Source organism: Azospirillum mesophilum (assembly GCF_053470405.2).
Genome location: NZ_JBPXMQ020000016.1, coordinates 1 through 19,646 on the forward strand (window position 1 = coordinate 1; position 19,646 = coordinate 19,646).

Sequence of the window (19,646 nt, forward strand, 5' to 3'; positions counted from 1 at the left end):
GACGATTCCCCGAGACGCGCAAGGAAGCTTCCCCGGTATGAGACTAATTTACGCAGTATGACGGTATTTTATCCGGCATGAAGCTATATTCTGCGCAGACATCTGGATGCAGGCGATGGCGCGTTCGGCGGGGTGCAGGGCGCTCAGCATAGTGGGTACTCCAACCGGTGATGCGCCAAGCTTAAGCGGGGCCGCTTATCGCGTCAAATCATAAGCGGCCCCGCTTATTGGGTGAGTCAGTCTGTCGCAGGCGCTGCCGCAAGCTCCAGCCGGCTGGCGCGTTCACGAAGGTGCGCCGCGTCAAGTCGGCACACCTCGACGGTGGCCCGGACCGAGTGCGGCCAGAGAACCCAGACCAGCAGCAACGTGATCGCCATGCCCACATGGCGCGGGAGGTACTCCACGCTTTCGGCTACAAGCGGCAGGATGGCCGCAGCGAGCGCGATGCCAAGCAGGAGGCGTAGTTTCCTGACGTCCCCCCCAAACTTGGCGCGCAGACGTTCGTAGCGGCGATTTCCCAGCGGGAAGAAGCGGCTCATATGGTCCGCATGACCATCCAAATCGTCGGCCGTTTTCCGGCACTTGGCGATCTCTGCCGCGGTGTCCCGTACGGACATTGCGAGCCTCCCTTCTAGAAGTCGGCCTTTGGCAGGGTGCGGTCGGAGCCGGTCAGCACCTCAAGCCGGCGCTTGGCGTTGGCGATGGTGGCACGCCAGTCACCGCCGGTGAGGGCGGCCTGCCGTTCGCCGCCGGTCCATCCGGGGAGCGTCGTGGTCCGCGTCACGATGAGGTCCACCCTCGCCCCGGCGGGCAGCTCCACGGAGCGCGGCGACGACGGGTTGCCACGCATGCCGCTCTTGCCGTCGACGCCCGTCGCGAAGCCCGACAGATTGGCGTCGACCACCTCGCCGTCGGACTTCGCGCAGGTGATCGACTGGGCCTGCATATAGACGCGGCGTTGCTCGACGTTGCCGAACCCGGCCAGGATCACGTTGCAGTCCAGCAGGTCCAGCGGACCAGCGACGACCTTAGCCGCGACCGGCAACGGGTTCGTCCTGTCGGCATCGGAGGTCTCGACGGCGTGCTGCAGGACGACCGGGAGCAGGGTGCCGGCGGGGAGGGTGACGCCCTTGGCCGGCTTCTCGGCGTTCGTTGCCGCCCAGGACGGCGGGACAACGTTGCTCAACCCAGCGGCGACCGCTATCTGGCCGGGCTCGGTGGCGGCGGTCGACGCGCAGCCGCAGAGAGCGAGCAGGGCGGCGACGGTGGCAACTTTGCGTAAGGACATCAGGCCATCTTCCTTGCGAATGGAGGTTGTAGTCGTTGGGGCTGCTTTGCGTTCTGCGACGGCGGTACGGGCCTTCGCGCCCCTGTCATTTTTGTTTGGTGCCCCCGCCGCCTTTCCCGCTGGCGTTTTCGCTCCAGGGGTCCTCGATCGTGTCGAGCCGAGTGGTCGCGCCGGAGCCCGCCGGCAACGCGGGAGACTTGTCGTCCAGGACGATGACCTCCTGAATCCGGTTGCCGGCGAACAGGTCGTAGGCATCGCTGACCGCAATGCGCGTTGCCGCCGTCGTCACCAGCGTCTGTCCCGAGACGACGATTTCCTCACACTGCTTGACGCTGACTTCACCGAAATGGTCGCCGAGTTGGACGCACAGCGTGGGTGCGCTGGTCACCCCAGCCACGAGGAGTCGGGCTTCGACACCGTTATCGAGAAGCAGCTGGATCTGCGAAACCGTACCGGCCGCCGGGGCTCGGAGTGCCACCGTCTGGCGATCCTGGGACATGACCACGGTGGCGGCGGCGTCCGCGACCACCGAGCGGACGTGCTTGCCCATCGGAGCGGTGATGGTCACCGGCTTGCCCGGCGCGGCAATCACGGTCTGCGCGTTGGCGACGGCCGGACCGGTCACGAGCAGCAACGCGAGCGCGGTTCCGAAACAGTAGCGGCCACCCTTTGGCCGGAGCGAATGCGGCATCGTCAGTTCCCCTATGGTTTGTCCCCCGCGTGTCGGCGCGGTGGTTTCACGGCCTGAGAAGGTTTCCGCCCCTACGCCGACGGCATCGCGCCGGCGCCGGCCACCATGAGGCCGATGCCAGCCAGGGCGATCAGATTGGCGGTCCGCGACTGGTCCGGCCATCGCAGCCAGACCGCCCCGCCGGCGCTCGTGACCACGGCGCCGGCGGCCAGCAGCCCGGTCACCAGCGACTGCCCGAAGGGCAGGGTGAGCCCGGCGATGAAGGCGCCGGTCAGGCCGAGCAGCAGGAGGAGCGAGGCCGGCAGCAGGGCGCTCGCGGTCGGCGTGGCGGGGGAAAGCCCCCGGCTTGCGGAACGCAGCAGGCTTTTCATCGGGACGGCCCCTCGGCGATGGAGCTGGTGTTTCCGCAGGACGTCACGAGCGCCTGCAGCGTGCGCGCCTCGCGCGGATCGACGGCCAGGTCGTACTTGCGCTTGACCGCGAGGTAGCGCTCGACGTAGGCGCAGCGCGCGGCGTTGTTGGACGGCTGCCAGCCTGCGATGTCCTTGCCGCCCTTGGCGTCGATCACCCGCTTCGCGACCACGGCCACGTTGTAGGTGTCGTTGTAGGCGGCTTTCTTCGCGGCCGGCGACCACCGCCAACCGCCCGACCCGTGCATTTCCTGAATGGACACGATGTGGTCGATGTCGATGTCGGCCGGGTTGGTGAGCGAGGCCCCGGTGTAGGGGTCGGTCCAGCGGCCGGCGATCACCGTGCACCGGTCCGGACTGAACACGGCCGGGACCTCGCTGGTCTGCGCGAGAAGCTGATCCCGCATGCTGGAGCATTTCGAGAGCTGCTCCCAGCCGCCCCAGGCGCCGCTGTTGTAGCCGTCCCGGTGCTCGGCCTCGACGCGCGGCAGCCAGCCCGGCGCGGCCGTCGGCGCACGGCTCGACCATTGTTGCGCGTCCGCGGCGGACGCGATGCCCATCAGCGACAGAGCAGCCGCCAGGGCGGCGATGGCGCGCGGCATGGTGGACCTCCTAAAGCGGTGGCAGGTACGGCCGGTCGGTCTCCGGCGCGATCTCGTAATCGACCAGGCGCTCGCCCGAGCGGCCCTCGCCGGCCAAGGCGAACAGGCGCCCCTTGACCGCGACGATGCGCGAGAAGGCCCAGCGCGAGGCATAGGTGACGTAGCCGTCGGCGGTGAGGCAGCGCAGCAGCTCGCGCTCCAGCGGGTGCAGGAACTGCTCCTTGCACGGGCGCACGGCGCTGTCGCCGCGCTTGGTCGGCGGGTTGTGGTCGACGCACAGGACGAAGTCACGCGGCGACGGCGTGGACCAGGCGGCCGGGAACCCCAGGATGGCGTCGCGGCGGGCATCGGCGGGCGCCTCGAGGATGCGGCCGAACACCAGCGTCACGTAGAGGTGTTCCGGATCGCGGTAGGGCAGGGGAGATCCGATCCGGCTCAGCCGGTAGGTCGGGATGTTGCCCTCGCAGGCATCCACGCACTCGACGGACCGGTTCACCCGCCGGGCGAAGGCCTGCAGTTGCCCCAGGATGTAGTGCTGAACCGCCGCCTTCGCGGCGCGCGGGGTCGGCTGGGCGCTTCCGAGCGCGTCCTTGGGCAGATTGATCAGGGTCGTCCGATCCGGAGCCGCATCGGGCGCGGTCAGGCCGTCGAGCAGGCGTAGCGAACCTTCGAGTAGCGTCGCGGCGCCGACCCCGCCAGGGCTGAGCGGGTTCTGGCCGAGCGCCGCCGCCCCGGTCACCCCGGCGACGGTGGCGACGCCGGACGGCCCGCTGCCGCTGCGCCGGGCCTCCGCGCCGTCGTGCCGGGCGAGCAGAACGGCCCGTTCGCCCGGCGCCAGGAGGAAGCGGGCCATGTACTCGGCGCCCTGGAGGTCCTGTTCGCTGGCGACGGCCCGCACCAGCGGCGGTCCCTCGCCCACGATCATGCTTTGACACGCACCGAGCAGGCTCGCGCCGAGCGCGGCCATGATGAGGGATGCCGGTCGGAAGAATTTCATGGGTCTGCCCGCTCCAAGCCTGTCCTGGTCGGCGGGGCGCAACCGCCACTCCGACCTTGGGACTATCGCAAAGCCAGCGCGCGAAATCCCCCGCTCCAGATGCCCGCTACGGTAAGCTTTCCCGGCCAAATCCGCGCCAGACCGTTACATGACCCCGGCGAGCGCGCGGAGGTCCGCGTCGAGCGGCACCGACCAGCGCGGGGCCAGCCGTCCCAGGTGCCCGGTCGGCGCCCAGGCCGGGTCGTCGCGGCGGTCGGGCGGATCGCCGAGCGGGGTCAGCACCAGCTTGCCGCCGTGCCACAGCTCGTCGAGGATGTCGCGCAGAGTTGCCGCCACGGTCCGGCCCGGCGCGGCCAGACGCAGGCGCCGCGACACGTCACGCAGCACCACGCAGCCGTACGTCGTCGCGGTCGGGGTGGTCAGGAAGGGCTGGTCCCAGTGCACCGGCTTGATCGTCACGTCGCCCCACAGCGGGCCGTCCGGCAGATGCACGTCGCAGACCACGCGCTGCACCGTGAGGGTAAAGCGTCCCGGATCGCCCCAGCGCGGCTCGACGCCATCGGCGCGGCGCCAGCGGTCCAGCATCTGGCGTTTGCCGCCACCTTCCACCAGCTGGCCATAGCAGCCGCCGTTCAGATCGATCGCCAGATCGTCGAGGCGCTTGAGGGCGATACGCATGTCGCTGGTCGATCCGGCGAGCATGGCCTTGTGCAGATCGTCCCGCAGATCGTCGGCGCGGCTCAACAGGCGTTCGGTGTGCTGCATGGTCATGGCGGTAATTTGCTCCGCAGTCGGGCCTTCGCTGGCGGACAGGGGCAAGCGCGAGAACAGCGAGTATTGGCGGGCTGACCCAGACATGATGCCTCCTCCGTGTTGCGGAGAGTGTAGTGGGCGGCCTTTGATGCTCGCTAGTTTTTATGTCACTGCCCTTTTCTTTTAAGTTTTGGATCGATTTATCTTCCGTTGTCTTATCCGTATTGTCTTTGGCGGGCGGTGTTTGGATGACGTTCTCCGTGGATCGCCAGCGTCACGAATGAACACGCTCTATACGCTCGGGACCGGATCGTGCGCTGGGCGTGCTGCCCGCGTGCTCGCATTGGCTGCCGCCCAAGTGAGCCGCGCCCTGGCCAGGCTGTCGCCGAATGGTGTGGGGTTGCCCCGTGCCAGTTGCCGGAGCCGGCTACCGGTGGGCCTTCTTCGGTTTCGGTCGCACGAGAACGCCGATCCGGCCATCCCGTCTGGACACGAACTCAATGCTTTCGTCTACAAGCGCGTCGGTGATCGCTGTTTCGCTGTCGGCCGATACGGGCGGCGTGCCCTTTTCGAAGGCCTTCAATGTGCGAACACTCAAATGAGCCAGCTCGGCGAGCTGGTCCTGGGTCAGATCGAGCAGCGCTCGGGCGGCGCGGCAGAGAGTCGGGGTGAGGGTGGTCTGCGGCATTCCGCGAGCATACGCGCAGTCGCACTTTTTGTGCAACTTTCCCATTGACCGCTCGCGCTTTTTGTGCGAGTGTACCGCCCTGAGAAGAGATGCGCGGGCTCCGCACCACAAGCTTCGACCCAGCATCTCCTCCCCGAAACCGTCTCCCAGGACTTCCCTCATGGCCCTTAATCCCACGCTCGACGCCGACCTGATCCGCCTGCTGAACGGGATCGACGCACACCTGACGAAGGTCACCTCGCCGTCGTCAGCGCCCGTGCCGGCGCTTCTCGCGGACACCCGCCTGATGCGCGACCGTCTGGTACGTGCCACCGAGCCGGACACGAACCGCAGCATCGACACGTGGCACAAGAACCTGTTCGAACGGCTGGCCAGCATCCGCGAGCGCATTGTCCGGTCCGGCGACTCGTTTTACGAGGCCGACGACACTGTGGACAGCGCCCTCATGGTGGTCGAACTGTTGAAAGCGCGAAACGACGCCGCCGCCCTGCTGGGCGTGATCGACACCATGATCGCCAACTATCTCCCCGACGATCCGTCCGAGGCGGCCGCGTGATAAAGCCCGCCTTACCCCGCGTCGAGCGCGAGCCTCCTGCGACCCCCCCCCCCAGGGCTTGGCGCTCGGCTGCAGCTGAGGCTTGCACGACCGGCTCTGGAATATGCCCGTGACGGCCGCTGGCACAACCTGTGCTCATGGTCTGATCGTGCGGGCGAGTCGCCGATCTGGCCTTGGCTGCACCGCACTATCGGAGCCGGGATCGCCGCAACAAAAGGGTGGGTGGAGATTGACGACACATGGGTCCGGCTCATGCCGGAAGGTCGTGCCGTTCTGGATCACCTCATCACGAAATGAGTGCCGCCATGGACCGACGCATCGCGTTGCTCGCCGATCTGCTGAGCGAGATCATCACCGAAGAGGTTGCTCAGTAGCTTGGGGATGGAACCGGCAAGGCCGAGGAATACCGGCGTAGGCTGGACGAGATCATGTCGTTCAACGACGACCTATAACCGGCAATACTTCTCCGGGCGGTGCAGAGCGCCACCGGAACCGCTACGCCCCGCCGGGAGGCATTGTGTCCCGGTTCACCGAAGCCCCTCGCCCCTCCAGGCCGCGAGCCTTGGGTGATCCTCGTTGATTTCCGCCAAATCGAAAGACGCCATATGATCGTTCGCTGGACAGAAGCGCGTCGTAAGCTGCTCCGCGATCTCTGGCTTGTTGACACCCCCCGTCGTGAGATTGCCGCTGCCATTGGCGCTGGGTGCACGCCCGATGCCGTCGATGCCCAGGCGCGACTCATGAAGCTGCCAACCCGTGCAGAACTGCGCGCCGGCGACCGTGGTCGGGCCGTGCCTGCGGAATCCGCCGGTCGGACGTCCCCGAAAGATCAACAGTCCGCCCGCTCGGGCAAGCCTGCACCGGTTCAAACCATATCCGATCTGGACCCGCAGCGAATCTTCCGCCCTACCGATCCAGACTTTCCGACAACGCCCGCCATCCAGGAGCGCCTGCGCATGGAGGGGCGGGTTGTTTTCGAGCCACCGCCCGCGGAACGCAAAGCGGACGCGCTTCGATCTGCAAGCGCCGTTTCTGTGGCAGCACGTCTTCCGATCAGCGTGGGCGTCGCGTCCATCGCTTCTGAGGCCGTGTTACTCACCGACGACACGCGAAATGAAGGACTGAGCGGAGGCGAAACTGGGACCGTTTACGATCACCGTGCCGCAGAAGCGCCGGTGCACGCCACAGCGGCGGACAAAGCTGCTCCCGTCCAGACGATCGAGGCGACCAAACCGCAGGCCACCACGACAGGTTCCTTGGAACTGGGGTGTGATGCTGATGGGCGGAAGGTCACGATCGACCTTCCAGAGTTGATCGCCGGACGTCTCCTGGTGACGGGCAACTCCGGCGCCGGGAAGAGCTGGCTCTTGCGCCGTTTGCTCGAGCAGACTTGGGGCCTTGTCCAGCAGGTGGTGGTAGATCCCGAGGGAGAGTTCGTCACCCTCGCCGAAGGCCTAGGCCATGTGGTCATGGCGCCGCGGCGGGACGCTGCTACCGGTTACCTGTTCGACGCAGGACTGCGTTTGCGCGAGCACCGCGTGTCTGCCGTCCTGGACCTCTCGGAGCTTGACCGAAACGATCAGGTCGACGCCGCCGCCTCACTTTTGAACGGCTTGCTCATGGCACCGCGTGAGCATTGGCATGCAGTGCTCGTCGCCGTGGACGAGGCGCATCTCTTCGCGCCGCACGGACCAACGGGTGACGTCGATGACGACGTGCGAAAGGCAAGTCTGGCGGCCATGGCCGACCTCATGGCCCGCGGGCGAAAGCGTGGACTGTGTGGTATCCCGGCGACCCAGCGCTTGGCTCGGCTGGCGAAAGTCGTTGCTGCCGAACCGACCAATTTCCTCGTAGGGCGCACGCTTCTCGACCTCGATGTCGCGCGGGCGGCTGAACTGCTCGGCTGGGAGCGCAAATCCGCCGAACGGCTGCGCGACCTTCGGCCAGGCAGTTTCGTGGCCTTTGGTCCGTCGCTGGCGGTACGCGCCACGGTGGTGAGGATTGGTGAAGTATCGACCACGCACCTCGGTGCGACCCCCGCCTTGACCCCACCGCCCGCCTGCCCGCCGGATAAGGCCCTTGAGTTGGTGCTTCCACCCCCCACCAAAGGGGCGGAGCCAGCTGGCTCGCTCGATCCCGCACCCACCAGCCTCGTCCATCTCAGCGTGCAAAGGCTGCCCTCAGACGCGGCCCTTGCCGCCGCTGGACCATCGGTCCGCGAGCGCTTTGACATCCTCCGGCCATTGCTCGAGCGCGAGACTGCTCCCGCCACACTGGTCGACAAGCAGGCTGCTATAGCCGGCGTCGCTGCCTCGACAATCCAGCGATGGCTCCGCCAGTATCGGCAGCGTGGCCTCGATGCCCTGACGGATCACCGACGCCGAGCCCCGGCCCCACCATGCTGACCGCCTCGTGGTTCAGCTATGCGGGTCCCGGCCGGATCGGCTTCTCCCGGTCGGCGCCACCACGAGTGCAGCCAGGATATACCATTTACGCGCCCTTAGTGCCCGGCCCGTGGTTCAAGGCCGTCGATTACGACACCTACCGCCGCCGCTACTACAACCAACTGCGGGCGCTCGACGCTCGGCGTGTGTGGGAGGACCTGCACCAGTTCGCCGCCGGCGCCGAGCCAGTGCTGCTCTGCTGGGAGCAGGCCGGCGCCGGTCGATGGTGTCACTGGGCGATGGTCGCCGCGTGGCTTGGTGACCGGCTCGGCGTGCCCATTGAGGAAGTCGGGCATCCTGGGCGGGTCGGCCGCCACCATCCGCTGTTGCGTCCACAGCGCGCCTGACCGGTGGTGTCTGTGGTTCCGCTGGTACGGCAAGCGAACGGGGCGCATGGCCTGCATCCGGATGCTCTCCGGCTTGAGAGCATCAGGGAATGCTATCACGGCTCTTGACCGGGAAGGGGGCGGCCCTTTTGCGCGCCGCAGAGTTCCCTTCGGCCAGAGAAGGTCCTGGTCCTGTCTGTGAGCCGTAGGCAAATCGCGTAGGCCCGCGCGGATAGGAAGAGGGCAGGGGGTCTTGCAAGCTTCACCGGGCAGGCGCCAGTCGCGCTTTTTGCGCAAGTTCTCGGTTGATCGCTCTCACTTTTTGTGCGAGTGTACCGTTGCAGCAAGCAAGCCGGTTCCGCCCGTCCGCAGCAACATAATGGCCGGCCCAACACTTCCCATCTCATCACTGGAGGGGTCCATGAACCCGTTCTTCATTGGTTTTATCACCGGCGGCGCCGCGGTCGGCCTCGCGCTCCTCACCGTCATCTTTCGCCAGGCCGATGGGTGGAAGCGGACGGCGCGCGCCGACGAGGATTGCATCGGGCGCTGATGCGGCGGGGCCGCTCCAGGGTGGGGCGGCCCGCACCCGGCGGAATTGCCACATCTACCACCCGCTCTGAGCGGGACGCCGAAATGGCACGACACTGAGGAAATTCGCCAAAGAGGCATCAATGAGCGATGAGAGGTTGTTTGCGCCGGGAGATCCTGATTACCCGGCGACGCCCGCGCTGCGCGATCGCCTCGCGCGTATGGGAAAGTTGGCTCCGCCGTCGAATGCGTCGGGCCGGGCGCCCGGAGACCGTCAGGGGGCGACTGGCGCCGCTGTGCCCCACGCGGACAATCCGCGAAGTTTCACGCCCGCTGACAAGGCGTTGATCCGGAAGGTGCACGGCTATATGTCCGCCGAGCAGTTGCTATCGCTGCTCAACGATCGCTTGGTGAGCGACCGCGGTACCGGGGTGCAGCGTTATACCATGCAGCAGCTGTATGCCGAAATCGCCGATGTCGCGGGTGCTGCCCCTACTGATGGAGGGTACGACTGGGCGGGTCTGCGCAAGCTTCTCGCCGCGGCGCGCGCTTCCGGTGTCCTGGACCAGGTCGACGAGCAGATCATCGAGGATTTCGCCGTCGTGTTCTCCCTCAACGCAAAGCAGCTACTGACCCTGAAGGACATCGTTCTTGGGGCGAAGGAGGAACGGCCATGAGCCACAGCGTTATTCGGCGTGAGGAGATGCTGGGGGCGTTTCTCGATCTGGGCGGTGCTCCGCTCGACCTGGCGGAATACGCCACCACCGGACTGCGCATCGTCACCGTGGGGCCGAGCGGCATCGGCAAGACCAACGCGGGCCTCCTTGTGGCCGAACAGCTGTCCGAACAGGGCTGGGTCAGCGTCCTCGTGGACCCGGAAGGCGAAATCGAATCCCTGTACGGAGAGGCGGTCGACGGTCCGGAGCGTCTGCGCGAAACACTGATCCGCCGCGACCGGCAGATCGTCGTCGTGTCCGCCAAGGATGCCACCGAGTTCATTCCCTACGGCCGCACGATTCTCGAGGTCGCCGACGAACATCGTAAACCGGTATTCCTGATGGTCGACGAGGGTCAGGTTTTCAGTGCGCCGCGTAAGCGGAGGGAGGATGTCGGCGAGGCCTCCGACATCATCAACGAGATCGCCGGCCGTGGCCGCAAGCGGGCTCTGGACCTGTTTCTCACCGCGCACCGCTTCACCGGGTCGTTGCACCGCGCGATCTTCGGGCTGAAGAACCTGTCGCTGATCGGCTGCCAAGAGGACCCGACCGCCTGGGCCGCGCTCGCCCCGCAGTTCCGGGCTTCGCGCATCGACTACAATGACCTCGCCGCCCTGGCGCCGGGCGAGTTCATCTGCTTCAGCCGGCGTGGCGTCGAGAAGGTCCGGATGCCAATGGCGGCAGCCTTGAAGGCGGTCGCGGCGGCGGCAAAAACCGCCAAGCCGTCGCTGCCGGCGACTTTCAGCCAGTGGGACCGCGCCATGCGCGACATCCCGACTCACCGACTTAAGGCGCTGACGGATCCCGTCGTTCATCTGCTTGGCGCCATCGCCGGGCTACCGCCCCAGCAGATGCTGTCCGGTGCGCGTGCCCTTCGCGACGAACTCGAAGTTCGGCCATGACGGATCGTGCGCGCCTGGCCACCCGCGCTTCAACCGCCGACGAAGGCGGTTGGGAGCGGTTCGTACTGGCCCACGGATGGCGGGCGCCGCTTTACCAGCTCGCGGCCGTCGTCGGCCGACCGGCTGAAGACGTTGAGCGTGTGCGTCGAACCGGCGCCTGCGCCCGTCTGGCGCATCCCAAGGGGTTTGTCGAACTCTTCACGCTCTGGCATGGCCGCCCGCCGGCAGAGGCGGACTGGCCCGCCCCATGCAAGCGCGGCGGGCAGGGATATGAATGGCTCGCGCCGGAGGTCGGGCTCCTGGCGAGCTTGGTCGGAACCCTTGGTGTCGTAGAGATTGCCCAGGTACTGACGGCACGGCTTCGGCAGCTGACTGGCGACGCATCGGCGGAGCGCTCCGCCACTGCCGTTCAGGTCCGCATCAACGCCATCGGCTTGCAGACGAAAGACGTTCTCGGCGGCATCACCGCTACGGAAGCCGGCCACGAGATCGGCTCCCTGGCGATCGTCCAGCAAGCGATCGCAAAAGGCCACCTGACCGCGAACCGCGTCGGCCGCCTGCTGGTGATCCCATACGACGCCTGGGCGGCTTGGAAGGCGACGCGCGTTCCACCGCCCGACGGCTACGTGCAACTGAGCACGCTGCGGGAGCAACTCGCCATCCGCAGCGACAAGCTGTCGGAGTTCGCGCGGCTCGGTTACATCCCGACCGCCATCCGCTGCAACCCCGATGGTGCGAAGGCCGGCTCGACCCAATTCGGCACTTGGTACGTCGACCCCAGGGTGGCCGAGACGCTCATTGCGGACCGCCAAGCCGGGCGTCCCATGCCGTGGCACGGCAAGCCGATCGCAGAGAACTTGCGAGCCGCCTTCGGCCTTTGGATGCAGCGCAGGCACCCGGCCTGCTGCAAGACCTGCACGGAAATTTGGGGAGCGCACGGCCCTCCGCAGACCTTCGAGGACTACTCACGGCGCTACCCACCTCTTGCCCACGGCGCCAAGCGGCATCTGACCCGTATGTGGGACCCGGGCCTGACCGTTCAGGAACTGGCCGCGCAGTCCGGACGGCCCGAAGCGTTGGTCAGGCGCGCGATTGAAAACGGCGCGCTGATGGCCACGCGTCAGGGCCGGCATCAGTACGTGTCGCGAACGGACGCAAGTCGCTGGATGGCCCGGCGGTGCCCGACGGGCGATGGTGAGGCCTCCTGGATTTCGCTGGAAACAGCGTCCAAGCTCTACCAGTTCACCATGCCGGAGTTGGAAGGATTCATCGATCGCGGCGAGATGCTGTCGAAAACGGGCAGCCACGGCGCTGCTCGTGGCGTGGTCTATGTGCCGCGCCAGCAGTGCGCCACGTTGCGCGAGACGATCGGTTACACCGAGGCCCAGGCCGCGCAGCGCATCGGCGTGAGCGTGCGTGAGTTGCGCAAGCTGCTGAAGGGTGTTGACTGGCGTAAGGCCGAGCGCATCCCGCTGGTGACGGTGCAGGCGGTTATCAAGCGCCTCCAGTCCCGCGCCGGATACAGTCTTGAGGAAGCCGCGGCCATTCTCGGCGTGACGGAGGAATGGGTCCGTGATCGCATCCGGGACGGCACCATCAAGGTGCTGCGGGCGAAGTGGAACGATCAACGCACCTACATCTCGGAGCCGATGCTGCGCCGCCTGGAGGAGGCGAGGGGCCAGCCGGTCACTGAGTGCGAACCGCTTGATGATGACTGGCTATCCGCCGGCGCCGCCGCCCTTGATGCCGGTGTTTCAGTCTCGACGGTCTACAACTGGACCGCCGCCGGAGACCTCGAGCGACGTCAGTCCGGCAACCACTGGGTCTATCAGCGCGAGACGGTGCGCGCCCGTGCCCGGCGGTATTGGGAGACGGTGCGGCTCCACCGTGCGGCTCTACCGACATGGTTGCAGGCAGAGCGCCGCAGGGGAGCCGGTGAGACGTCGCCACCCCAGACGCTCGTGGTGTCGCCGGTCCAAGCGTCGGCCGAGGCCGACGCTCCTCCGCCTGTGTGCGGGGGAAACGGCGTCGCGGACGTTGACGCCGCGATCGCCGCGTTGACCCACAAAGAAGGGCTGGTGATCGTTCGCCTAAAGGGAAACCGTTACCTGGTCGATGGCATCCGCTCATGGTCGGAGCAGCAACTTCTCGACCATGCGCGACAAGTGCGCGTCTTCTAAGTTCGCGTTGTGTGACGGGACGAAAGCCGGACCCGCCGTCCTGGGCATCGCTCGCGCCTCCGGCGCGCTCCTCACGCCATCGCTAAATTTCGGATGAACGCCGCCGGTACGATGCGCGCGTAGGGTCCCGTCGTTCCAATCATCATCCCGACGAACTTCCCAGAATCGGTAAAAACCGGTCCGCCGGAATGCCCTTCCAGAACATCGAGATTGGCCTCATACATCAGGCCATTTTTGCGTTCGAAGGTTCCCATCGCACAGTCAGGCGTGGCGTAAGGCCAAGTCTCGTGTTTATGAGGGAAGCCGTATCCAACGATGGCCTCCCCCGGCTTGGGGTCCTTCTGCCGCCCGGTGCAGTCGATGATGTCCACGTTGTCGAGGAAGGACTGATCCAGCGTCGGCAGTTTGTCGTGTCGGAAGACAATGACGTCGGCCATCTTCCCAGAATCCTGGTCATGGACGAACTTGAACGCCGGGACTCTGCTTGCCGAAGAGTCGAAGAGTCGAACGGTACGTGTTTCGCTGCGATTGAACAACGTTATGTAGTCGGGCCAAGTATGGAAGTCCGCGCGCGGCTGCCTTTTGATGGGCATATGGGCGGCGGTCACCAAACAGAGGCCGCACACCGGAACGCGGATCAGGAACACTGTGCCAATCGCAAAGGTTGCTCCGCCATCTGTTGACGCGCACGTGGCGACGCATGGAGAATTTTTCTGCATAAGGTGAATTATGGAAATTTAAGGTTGATGTTGGTTAACTCAGAGCTAGCTATGGTCGCGAACGACGGATGGTATGCCGCTTTTTGTTCGCCGTCCACAAGGGATCTTCACCGCGTCGCCCCGCCGTCGCTACGGCTGCGGATCCTCACCCGCCGCCTTGCGCCGCTTCTTCTCGCGCGTCAGCCACCAGCGCAGGCCCTCCTCGATGACCTGGGTGCGGGTGGGGCCGGTTTTGCCCTTTGGATCGGTGAAGGCATCGACCTCGGCGATCAGCGCCTTGTCGAGCCGCGTCGGCACCATCACGGTGTCGGGTCTGGTCTTCGGTCTGCCCATTTCCGCTATACAAAACCATTGCGCCCTGAGGCGGGTTTCAGTAGATTACGGCTATACAAAACACTTCGCAAGAGGTTCGCCGTGACCATCGAAAACGCCGCATGCGACGCCCGCCAGACGCAGGATGACGCTGGCGCGAAGACGGCCGGCGCCGCTGGCGCAACCCTGTCCCTGTTCGCGCCGGGCAGCCTCCCGTTCGCCCCTTCGCCCGCGCTGGTCGCCACCGCTCAGCGCTCCGCTCCGCTCCCGGAGCAGCGCGGCGTGATCGGCCAACTCGCCACGGCCTATGGCGTCGGCACGAAGACCGAGGAGAACGGGGCCATGGCGGAGCAGCACTTCGCCCGCTATCCCAGCGACCGCCTGTTGCCCATGCCGGCGCCGGATGCCATCCATCCCGACTGGCCCGCCGAGGAGATCGCCGACATCGTGAAGATGTCGGAGCGTCTGGCGCGCGCCGGCGACGCTTCGACGGCCAACCTGTGGCGGTCCCTGCTGGAGGAGCCGCGCCGGAGCGCCTTCTTCAACGCCGCCACGCGCGGCCGCCTCGTCCGGTCGGCGGAGCGCCGGGCGGCCATCCGCGCCGGGCTGCCGGTCGATCCGGGGCTTACGTTCAAACTGACGTCGCCCGACCTCGCCTCCGTGCGGCCCGAACCCACGACGCAAGCCTGCGGGCGAGGCAAGCGCCGCGTGCGGCTGTCGGCCGGCCTGCTGTCTCTTGCCGCTCTGATGCGGGCCGGGCACGCTGTCGTGTCCGTGCACTGGAGTAACCCATACACGCAGCCGCCGTGCGGGCTCCCCCGCACCGTCTGGCAGGTCGCTGTGCCATTCGGCACCGACACCAAGGCCGTGCTGGAGGCCTGCGGCCCCGATTTTGAGATTGGCAGCGGCTGGACCGTGGGGATCTCCATCCAGACCCCTCCGGGGGCAAAGTGGTCAGACGAGGCCAAGGGCCGCGTGCGCCGCCGCAACCTGAAGACCCGCCTCGATAAGAAGGTGCCCTTGCTGGCTGATCTGCTGTACCAGGAGCAGCTCGCGCACCGCCCTGACTACTTCGCCGGCAAGCCGCTGCGCGCCGAACCGGTCGCACCGACGGCTCAGGAAGTGACAGCGCCCGCGGACGAAGCGTCGTCGCTGCTGGGGCACAACGGCGGCCCGGCGCTCGACCCGCTCGAATAGGCGGACAACAGCGTCCTTTCGCGGCCAAGGGGCTCTGCCTTCAGCGCGGCCCCGCTTCGGAAATCGCCAATCAGGTCGATGCGCCGAGCGGCAGCTCCGGCGTCAACGTGTCGTGCGGATCGCGGCCCCGCTGCCGGTCGATCTCGGTGACGCGGCCGACCGGGTCGCGTAGCGTGCGGTCGGCGGTCGGCGCTAGTGTGCCCGCTGGTGAACTGGCAGGCCGGGCGCGGCGCTTGGGCGTTTTCTGGCCAGAGAGCAAGGCTGCAAGGGATTCCGGCTTCAGCTCCCCTGATGCCAGCGCCGCCGCGATCTGCCGCAGTGGCGCCTTCCCCTCTTCCGGGACCCACAGCGTGACCGGGCGCAACCCTTGCTCCCGTTTCCGAGCGGCGAAGCCGGCCTGTCGGCGTGATGCGGTGCGGTCCATCTGCGCGCCTTGCCGTTAGAACTCACGCTTTCAATTTAGCATGGCGCATGTGGAGCGTCAGCACTGACGGGACTGGAACGTGGCGGTTTCGGTCCGGGGCTGATGTTCTTGGTCTGGCTGGCCCCGTATCGCACCCGTTCTGGACATCCGGTGTCGCAAGCGGATTGTGCTTCGCGAGGTGCCATCAAGAGATGCGCGGTGACCGTCGCCCGGTCAGATGTCGGAGCGACATGTAAAGCCTTCGTGGCTCCACACGATCTCGTTCTCGCGCAGCCGGACGAGCGCCTTCTCAACCTGAGGCCAGAGATCTGCTTCCACCGGCTCGTCGTCACAGGCGTCCCGATACGTGTTTGCCAGCAGATCCCAACTGTACGCGCGTAGCCGATTGACGCCGCCATACGTCACGAAGCCAGCGTTGTGTTGGCAGGACGTGCCGATGATATGCTTTTCCCATAGCCAGTTGCCGGGAGCGTTCGGGTTCAACGTGTAGCCCTGCGCCATCAGGCGCTCCGCGATGTCCCTCGCGGCTTGGTCTTCGACGTAGTCCGGACGAGCCGCGACCATGTCATCCAGGGTCTTGTAATCGGGGTTGCTGTTGAGGGGCCGCTGTACCTTGAACTGGACGGCGATCAATTCGTCTGGCGTCAGCGGCCGGGAAGGACGACAGACCCGTCCGGGCTCAACTGCCTCCCGCACACCAGGGCTGCGCAAAGCCACGCATTGGATCGCTCCGGTCGTCCAGTGGTTCCAGGCGGCTAGCGGATCCGAGTAGACGTAGTCGTCGGACACCTCAAACAGTATGGCTCCGGAAGGTGCGGGGACGATCTTCGACAATTCGGCCAAGGCCAATTGCGTGCTTTCGAATGATCCGAGCGACTTCGCAAGCGGTGAGGGCGTTTCTTCGGCATCCGGGCCGTAAATTTCCATGAGAAGGAACGGCATCTGACGTCTTGTTGCTTTCAGTGTCTCAGACGGACGGGGTTCACAGGAACGGCTCACGAGCGCGCGGCGGCGCCACGACGTTCACCGCCCGCTCCAGCGCGGCAGCCAGCTGATGGATGCCGGCTTCCATGCCAAGCAGGGCCGCTTCGATCTCGCGCGCGCCGGCGCCGGCGGGCAGGACCACACTGTTGCGTCCCCAGGTGACATGGACCTTTCCGTCCGCGCGCGTAACCTGCAACCCGCTGTCCGCGATGCACCCCTCAGGCTTCTCCGGGCCGAACTCCTTCAGCACTTCCGCCGGCGGGTAGCCGAGGCGCAACGCCTCCTCCCGGCTGAGCGGCCAGCGGCCCCGCAGACGCGCGACGTGCTCGGCAAGCGTCAGGGTGGTGCGAGGCCGGCGTGCCGCCAGTCGTGCGTCCAGTGCAGCGACCAGTTCGGCGGGCATTCCGGAGACGGGCAGAGCGCGGGAGAGCATGGTTGAGGCCTCGCGTTCAGGAGAGGGGTTCGACGTGGCGTGGTCGGGCGTGTGGCAGGGACGGCGTCACAAGCCGATGAGCGCCGCGCCCAGCTCGTGCAGCGCCTCGCGCGCCACCGGCACCAGCGGGGCCACCGCCCCCTGCCCCGCGTCGGTCTGCGTGCAGTACCACGCCAGAACGCCAAGCGTGGCAGCACCATAGGCGGCTTGGCCGAGCCGATCGCCCAGGGCCCTCACAGCGTGGATCAGTGCGTGGGTGGACGAGCGCCGGGCAGTTGCGGGCTGCCGATTTGGCTCGGCCATGGGAGCGGCTTGGTGGTGCAGCTGACGGACCGGAATGATCCTGGTAGGCATGCAGACCTCCTCAGGGGAATTACCGAGACGGAGCGTGTCGCCAAAACACCGGAATGGCCGCGATGAAAACGCATGGCGTCCAAAACATCACATGGCTGGTCAAGCGGCACAGGGGGTGTTCGACTATTGCTGTGAACACGGCTTCCTCCGCAACGGCCGCACGCATTGACGCTGTCATCGCGTCGATGTTGAGCGACGCAACAAGGGCCAGACCGCAGTGCAAGCCCAGCAGAAGGAGCCAAGCCGACGTGGATAGGAACCGCGGTGGCAAACGCATGACCGGCACCCTTTTCGTCTTATAGGTCAGCACCCGTTGCCGAAGCGGCTGCGGATTGCGGCCTTCAACCGCTTCGGCAGCATGATGGCCATGTCGTGCAATCCTTCGATCTTGAGGCTCACGCGACGGTGGAGTGGAGGGAGGCGGACAGGCCAGCAAGGGCCGCTCTTGCCCGCGCCTCGCGCTCCTGTTCCCGCTGCCGCTCCTGGTTCATGCGCTCCTCTTCGGCCTTAGCCTCCTTGTAAGCGTCGATGGCGTCGCGGATGTCCATGCCCGACACCTCGTAGCCTTCGGCGCGAAAAGTATCGGCGATCTCGAAGTGCATGGCGCCGGCCTCGTGGGCGGTGATTACCTCGACGATGCGGCTCCGCAGCACCGTATAGGCGCTGGGTTCGCGGATCGACGCGGGCGAATTGGGCTCCGCCCCCCCGCTCCAGGGCGGTCGTTGTGAGGCAGGCGGCCGCAGCTACGAACAGGACGCCGGCGGCCGGCCCATAGCCGACGTTCGAAGCGAGGAAGCCACCGGCGAGGCAGGCCGTCCCGGCAATGTTCGTCAATTTACCCATTGCGGCAATTCCCTTCATGGAAGCGATTTGCAAGGATCGGTTTTCGGAAAAGCGGTCGATGCGGCGGCACTATCGCAGATGTTGCAAAGCCGAATCCCGGCGTCCAGATGCGCTCTGGAGTAATCTTTCTCGACCAAATCCGCGCCATCGTGTTGTCCGGACAGGCGCGGCGTCCTCACGGCGCCTACCGGGGGCGCAGCCAGGGGGCTGGCGGGTGCCGCCGGCGAGGGTCCGTCTCGGGAAGCTCCGTACCGCCGCGCCAGCCGGCGAGTGGCGGCACATCGACCATTTCCGCACGGTCGCGCGCACCGAGGTCAACGCTTTCGGCCAGCTTCTGCCGGAACACCGCTTCGAGGTCGCCAAGCAACCGGCTGCGGCGGTCGCTGTCGGGCTCCGACGAACCGGCGTAGTACCCGGCCACGACGACGATGTCGTTCGCCAGCTCGGCGGGGCTGGTGCCGAGGGTGCGCGCCAGGGCGCGCAGATAGCCGCCGGCCCCGCGGAACACCGCGCACAGCGGAGCCTCCGCGCCGTGCCGCCAGCGCCCCTCCCCGTCCCGGTACAGACCCGCGTGCGCGTCGATCGTGCCGGCGGGAAGCTGGAAGCCGGTCAGGCGCACTTCCTCGACCGCGCGCACGGCCTTGGCGCGCAGAACCTTCACCAGTTCGTCGGCCAGCAGCGCGCGGTTGGCGTCCACGTCGTACTCGGAGCCGATATAATAGGCGGCGAGCTGCGTGAGCACGCTCGCCATGTCCGTCGGGCCGGTGCCGGTGCTTTCCGCGATGGCCCGGCAATGCGCGGCGATCCGGTGGACTCGCCGCCCCTGGGGCGTGTCGTTCCCGAAAAGCACGACCCCGGCGGTTCCGTCGAGGACGACGCTGTCAGGTGGTACGGCGGTGTGCATGCGCATAATCCCTCCATTTGCAGTTCGGTGTGAGCGTTGTCCCCCAGTTACCAGGGCTATCCCCGGCCAGCGGGCGGGCGGGCGCATCAGTGTCCCGCCCCGAGCGTCAGACGGGGCTCGGGGTGTTCATCGCGGCGGCGGCGGCCCAGAGCGCGGCGTCCTAGGGCGCCGTGGGCGGAGGTGCCCGGCGTGCGGTGGGCTTTCTGGTGCTTTTTCGAGGGGTGGGTTTGGCCGGCGTGGTTGCCATTCTGGGTTACTCAGGTATGCGGCTCTTCATGCATGCCGTGGCATGTCCTGTTTAGATTTTCTCCCTCTGCGCGTGCAAAGGTTTTTTGCGATACGAACGCCGCGCAATTATCGCCCGCCATCCACGCGTGACACGACGTGTCGCG

The 19,646-nt window shown here is 66.6% G+C and carries 24 protein-coding genes; 8 read left to right on the plus strand and 16 right to left on the minus strand.

The window, feature by feature from the left end:
* Positions 1-236: 236 nt before the first annotated feature.
* The 8 genes from ACSVC7_RS16600 to ACSVC7_RS16635 form a co-directional block, all read right to left on the minus strand.
* The gene (locus ACSVC7_RS16600; protein ID WP_448205301.1) at positions 237-617 is read right to left on the minus strand and encodes a hypothetical protein; all 381 of its coding nucleotides are present in this window, start codon (positions 615-617) and stop codon (positions 237-239) included.
* A 14-nt stretch (positions 618-631) separates the two neighbouring features.
* Complete coding sequence (locus ACSVC7_RS16605; protein ID WP_448205302.1) at positions 632-1,288, minus strand: TraB/TrbI/VirB10 family type IV secretion system protein; 657 nt, start codon at positions 1,286-1,288, stop codon at positions 632-634.
* An 85-nt stretch (positions 1,289-1,373) separates the two neighbouring features.
* Positions 1,374-1,979, minus strand: a complete 606-nt coding sequence (locus tag ACSVC7_RS16610; RefSeq protein WP_448205303.1) for a hypothetical protein — start codon at positions 1,977-1,979, stop codon at positions 1,374-1,376.
* Between the two features lie 71 nt (positions 1,980-2,050).
* A complete protein-coding gene (locus tag ACSVC7_RS16615; RefSeq protein ID WP_448205304.1) occupies positions 2,051-2,350 on the minus strand; it encodes a hypothetical protein in 300 nt (99 codons plus the stop codon).
* Positions 2,347-2,991, minus strand: coding sequence for a hypothetical protein (locus ACSVC7_RS16620; RefSeq protein ID WP_448205305.1), 645 nt, complete (start codon positions 2,989-2,991; stop codon positions 2,347-2,349). Before ACSVC7_RS16620 ends, ACSVC7_RS16615 begins: the two co-directional genes overlap by 4 nt.
* Positions 2,992-3,001: 10 nt before the next feature.
* Positions 3,002-3,988 carry a hypothetical protein gene (locus ACSVC7_RS16625; protein ID WP_448205306.1) on the minus strand — a complete coding sequence of 329 codons (987 nt, stop codon included), beginning with the start codon at positions 3,986-3,988 and terminating at the stop codon, positions 3,002-3,004.
* A gap of 144 nt (positions 3,989-4,132) precedes the next feature.
* The gene (locus ACSVC7_RS16630; protein ID WP_448205307.1) at positions 4,133-4,846 is read right to left on the minus strand and encodes a hypothetical protein; all 714 of its coding nucleotides are present in this window, start codon (positions 4,844-4,846) and stop codon (positions 4,133-4,135) included.
* A gap of 322 nt (positions 4,847-5,168) precedes the next feature.
* Positions 5,169-5,429, minus strand: a complete 261-nt coding sequence (locus tag ACSVC7_RS16635) for a helix-turn-helix domain-containing protein (protein ID WP_448205308.1) — start codon at positions 5,427-5,429, stop codon at positions 5,169-5,171.
* Between the two features lie 160 nt (positions 5,430-5,589).
* Between ACSVC7_RS16635 and ACSVC7_RS16640 the strand changes: the two genes are divergently transcribed.
* The 7 genes from ACSVC7_RS16640 to ACSVC7_RS16670 all read left to right on the plus strand — a co-directional run bounded on the left by ACSVC7_RS16640 (position 5,590) and on the right by ACSVC7_RS16670 (position 13,084).
* Positions 5,590-5,985: a hypothetical protein gene (locus ACSVC7_RS16640; RefSeq protein WP_448205309.1), complete on the plus strand. Its 396-nt coding sequence runs from the start codon at positions 5,590-5,592 to the stop codon at positions 5,983-5,985.
* A 566-nt stretch (positions 5,986-6,551) separates the two neighbouring features.
* On the plus strand, positions 6,552-8,390 hold the full coding sequence (locus tag ACSVC7_RS16645) for a helicase HerA domain-containing protein (RefSeq protein ID WP_448205310.1): 1,839 nt from the start codon (positions 6,552-6,554) through the stop codon (positions 8,388-8,390).
* Positions 8,384-8,776 carry a hypothetical protein gene (locus ACSVC7_RS16650; protein ID WP_448205311.1) on the plus strand — a complete coding sequence of 131 codons (393 nt, stop codon included), beginning with the start codon at positions 8,384-8,386 and terminating at the stop codon, positions 8,774-8,776. Before ACSVC7_RS16645 ends, ACSVC7_RS16650 begins: the two co-directional genes overlap by 7 nt.
* 400 nt (positions 8,777-9,176) lie before the next feature.
* Positions 9,177-9,308 carry a hypothetical protein gene (locus ACSVC7_RS16655; RefSeq protein WP_448205312.1) on the plus strand — a complete coding sequence of 44 codons (132 nt, stop codon included), beginning with the start codon at positions 9,177-9,179 and terminating at the stop codon, positions 9,306-9,308.
* 121 nt (positions 9,309-9,429) lie between these two features.
* A complete protein-coding gene (locus ACSVC7_RS16660; RefSeq protein WP_448205313.1) occupies positions 9,430-9,963 on the plus strand; it encodes a hypothetical protein in 534 nt (177 codons plus the stop codon).
* Positions 9,960-10,904 (plus strand): ATP-binding protein, encoded by a 945-nt coding sequence (locus ACSVC7_RS16665; protein ID WP_448205314.1) that lies wholly within the window; start codon positions 9,960-9,962, stop codon positions 10,902-10,904. The genes ACSVC7_RS16660 and ACSVC7_RS16665 overlap by 4 nt, the downstream gene beginning before the upstream one ends.
* A complete protein-coding gene (locus tag ACSVC7_RS16670; protein ID WP_483508428.1) occupies positions 10,901-13,084 on the plus strand; it encodes a helix-turn-helix domain-containing protein in 2,184 nt (727 codons plus the stop codon). Before ACSVC7_RS16665 ends, ACSVC7_RS16670 begins: the two co-directional genes overlap by 4 nt.
* A 71-nt stretch (positions 13,085-13,155) precedes the next feature.
* Here ACSVC7_RS16670 and ACSVC7_RS16675 read toward each other — a convergent pair whose 3' ends face one another.
* Both ACSVC7_RS16675 and ACSVC7_RS16680 read right to left on the minus strand, forming a co-directional pair.
* Positions 13,156-13,521 (minus strand): S1 family serine peptidase, encoded by a 366-nt coding sequence (locus ACSVC7_RS16675; protein WP_448205316.1) that lies wholly within the window; start codon positions 13,519-13,521, stop codon positions 13,156-13,158.
* Between the two features lie 411 nt (positions 13,522-13,932).
* Positions 13,933-14,136 carry a hypothetical protein gene (locus tag ACSVC7_RS16680; RefSeq protein WP_448205317.1) on the minus strand — a complete coding sequence of 68 codons (204 nt, stop codon included), beginning with the start codon at positions 14,134-14,136 and terminating at the stop codon, positions 13,933-13,935.
* 81 nt (positions 14,137-14,217) lie between these two features.
* Between ACSVC7_RS16680 and ACSVC7_RS16685 the strand changes: the two genes are divergently transcribed.
* The gene (locus ACSVC7_RS16685) at positions 14,218-15,312 is read left to right on the plus strand and encodes a hypothetical protein (RefSeq protein WP_448205318.1); all 1,095 of its coding nucleotides are present in this window, start codon (positions 14,218-14,220) and stop codon (positions 15,310-15,312) included.
* 70 nt (positions 15,313-15,382) lie between these two features.
* On the opposite strand, the gene ACSVC7_RS16690 is transcribed toward ACSVC7_RS16685, so the two are convergent.
* The 6 genes from ACSVC7_RS16690 to ACSVC7_RS16715 form a co-directional block, all read right to left on the minus strand.
* Entirely contained in the window at positions 15,383-15,736 is a 354-nt protein-coding gene (locus ACSVC7_RS16690; RefSeq protein ID WP_448205319.1) for a hypothetical protein, read from the minus strand.
* Positions 15,737-15,949: 213 nt separating this feature from the next.
* Positions 15,950-16,678: a hypothetical protein gene (locus ACSVC7_RS16695; RefSeq protein WP_448205320.1), complete on the minus strand. Its 729-nt coding sequence runs from the start codon at positions 16,676-16,678 to the stop codon at positions 15,950-15,952.
* 40 nt (positions 16,679-16,718) lie between these two features.
* The gene (locus tag ACSVC7_RS16700) at positions 16,719-17,153 is read right to left on the minus strand and encodes a hypothetical protein (protein ID WP_448205321.1); all 435 of its coding nucleotides are present in this window, start codon (positions 17,151-17,153) and stop codon (positions 16,719-16,721) included.
* A 66-nt stretch (positions 17,154-17,219) separates the two neighbouring features.
* Positions 17,220-17,507: a hypothetical protein gene (locus ACSVC7_RS16705; RefSeq protein ID WP_448205322.1), complete on the minus strand. Its 288-nt coding sequence runs from the start codon at positions 17,505-17,507 to the stop codon at positions 17,220-17,222.
* Between the two features lie 395 nt (positions 17,508-17,902).
* Complete coding sequence (locus ACSVC7_RS16710) at positions 17,903-18,109, minus strand: hypothetical protein (protein ID WP_448205323.1); 207 nt, start codon at positions 18,107-18,109, stop codon at positions 17,903-17,905.
* 425 nt (positions 18,110-18,534) lie between these two features.
* Positions 18,535-19,254: a hypothetical protein gene (locus ACSVC7_RS16715; RefSeq protein ID WP_448205324.1), complete on the minus strand. Its 720-nt coding sequence runs from the start codon at positions 19,252-19,254 to the stop codon at positions 18,535-18,537.
* Positions 19,255-19,646 lie beyond the last annotated feature (392 nt).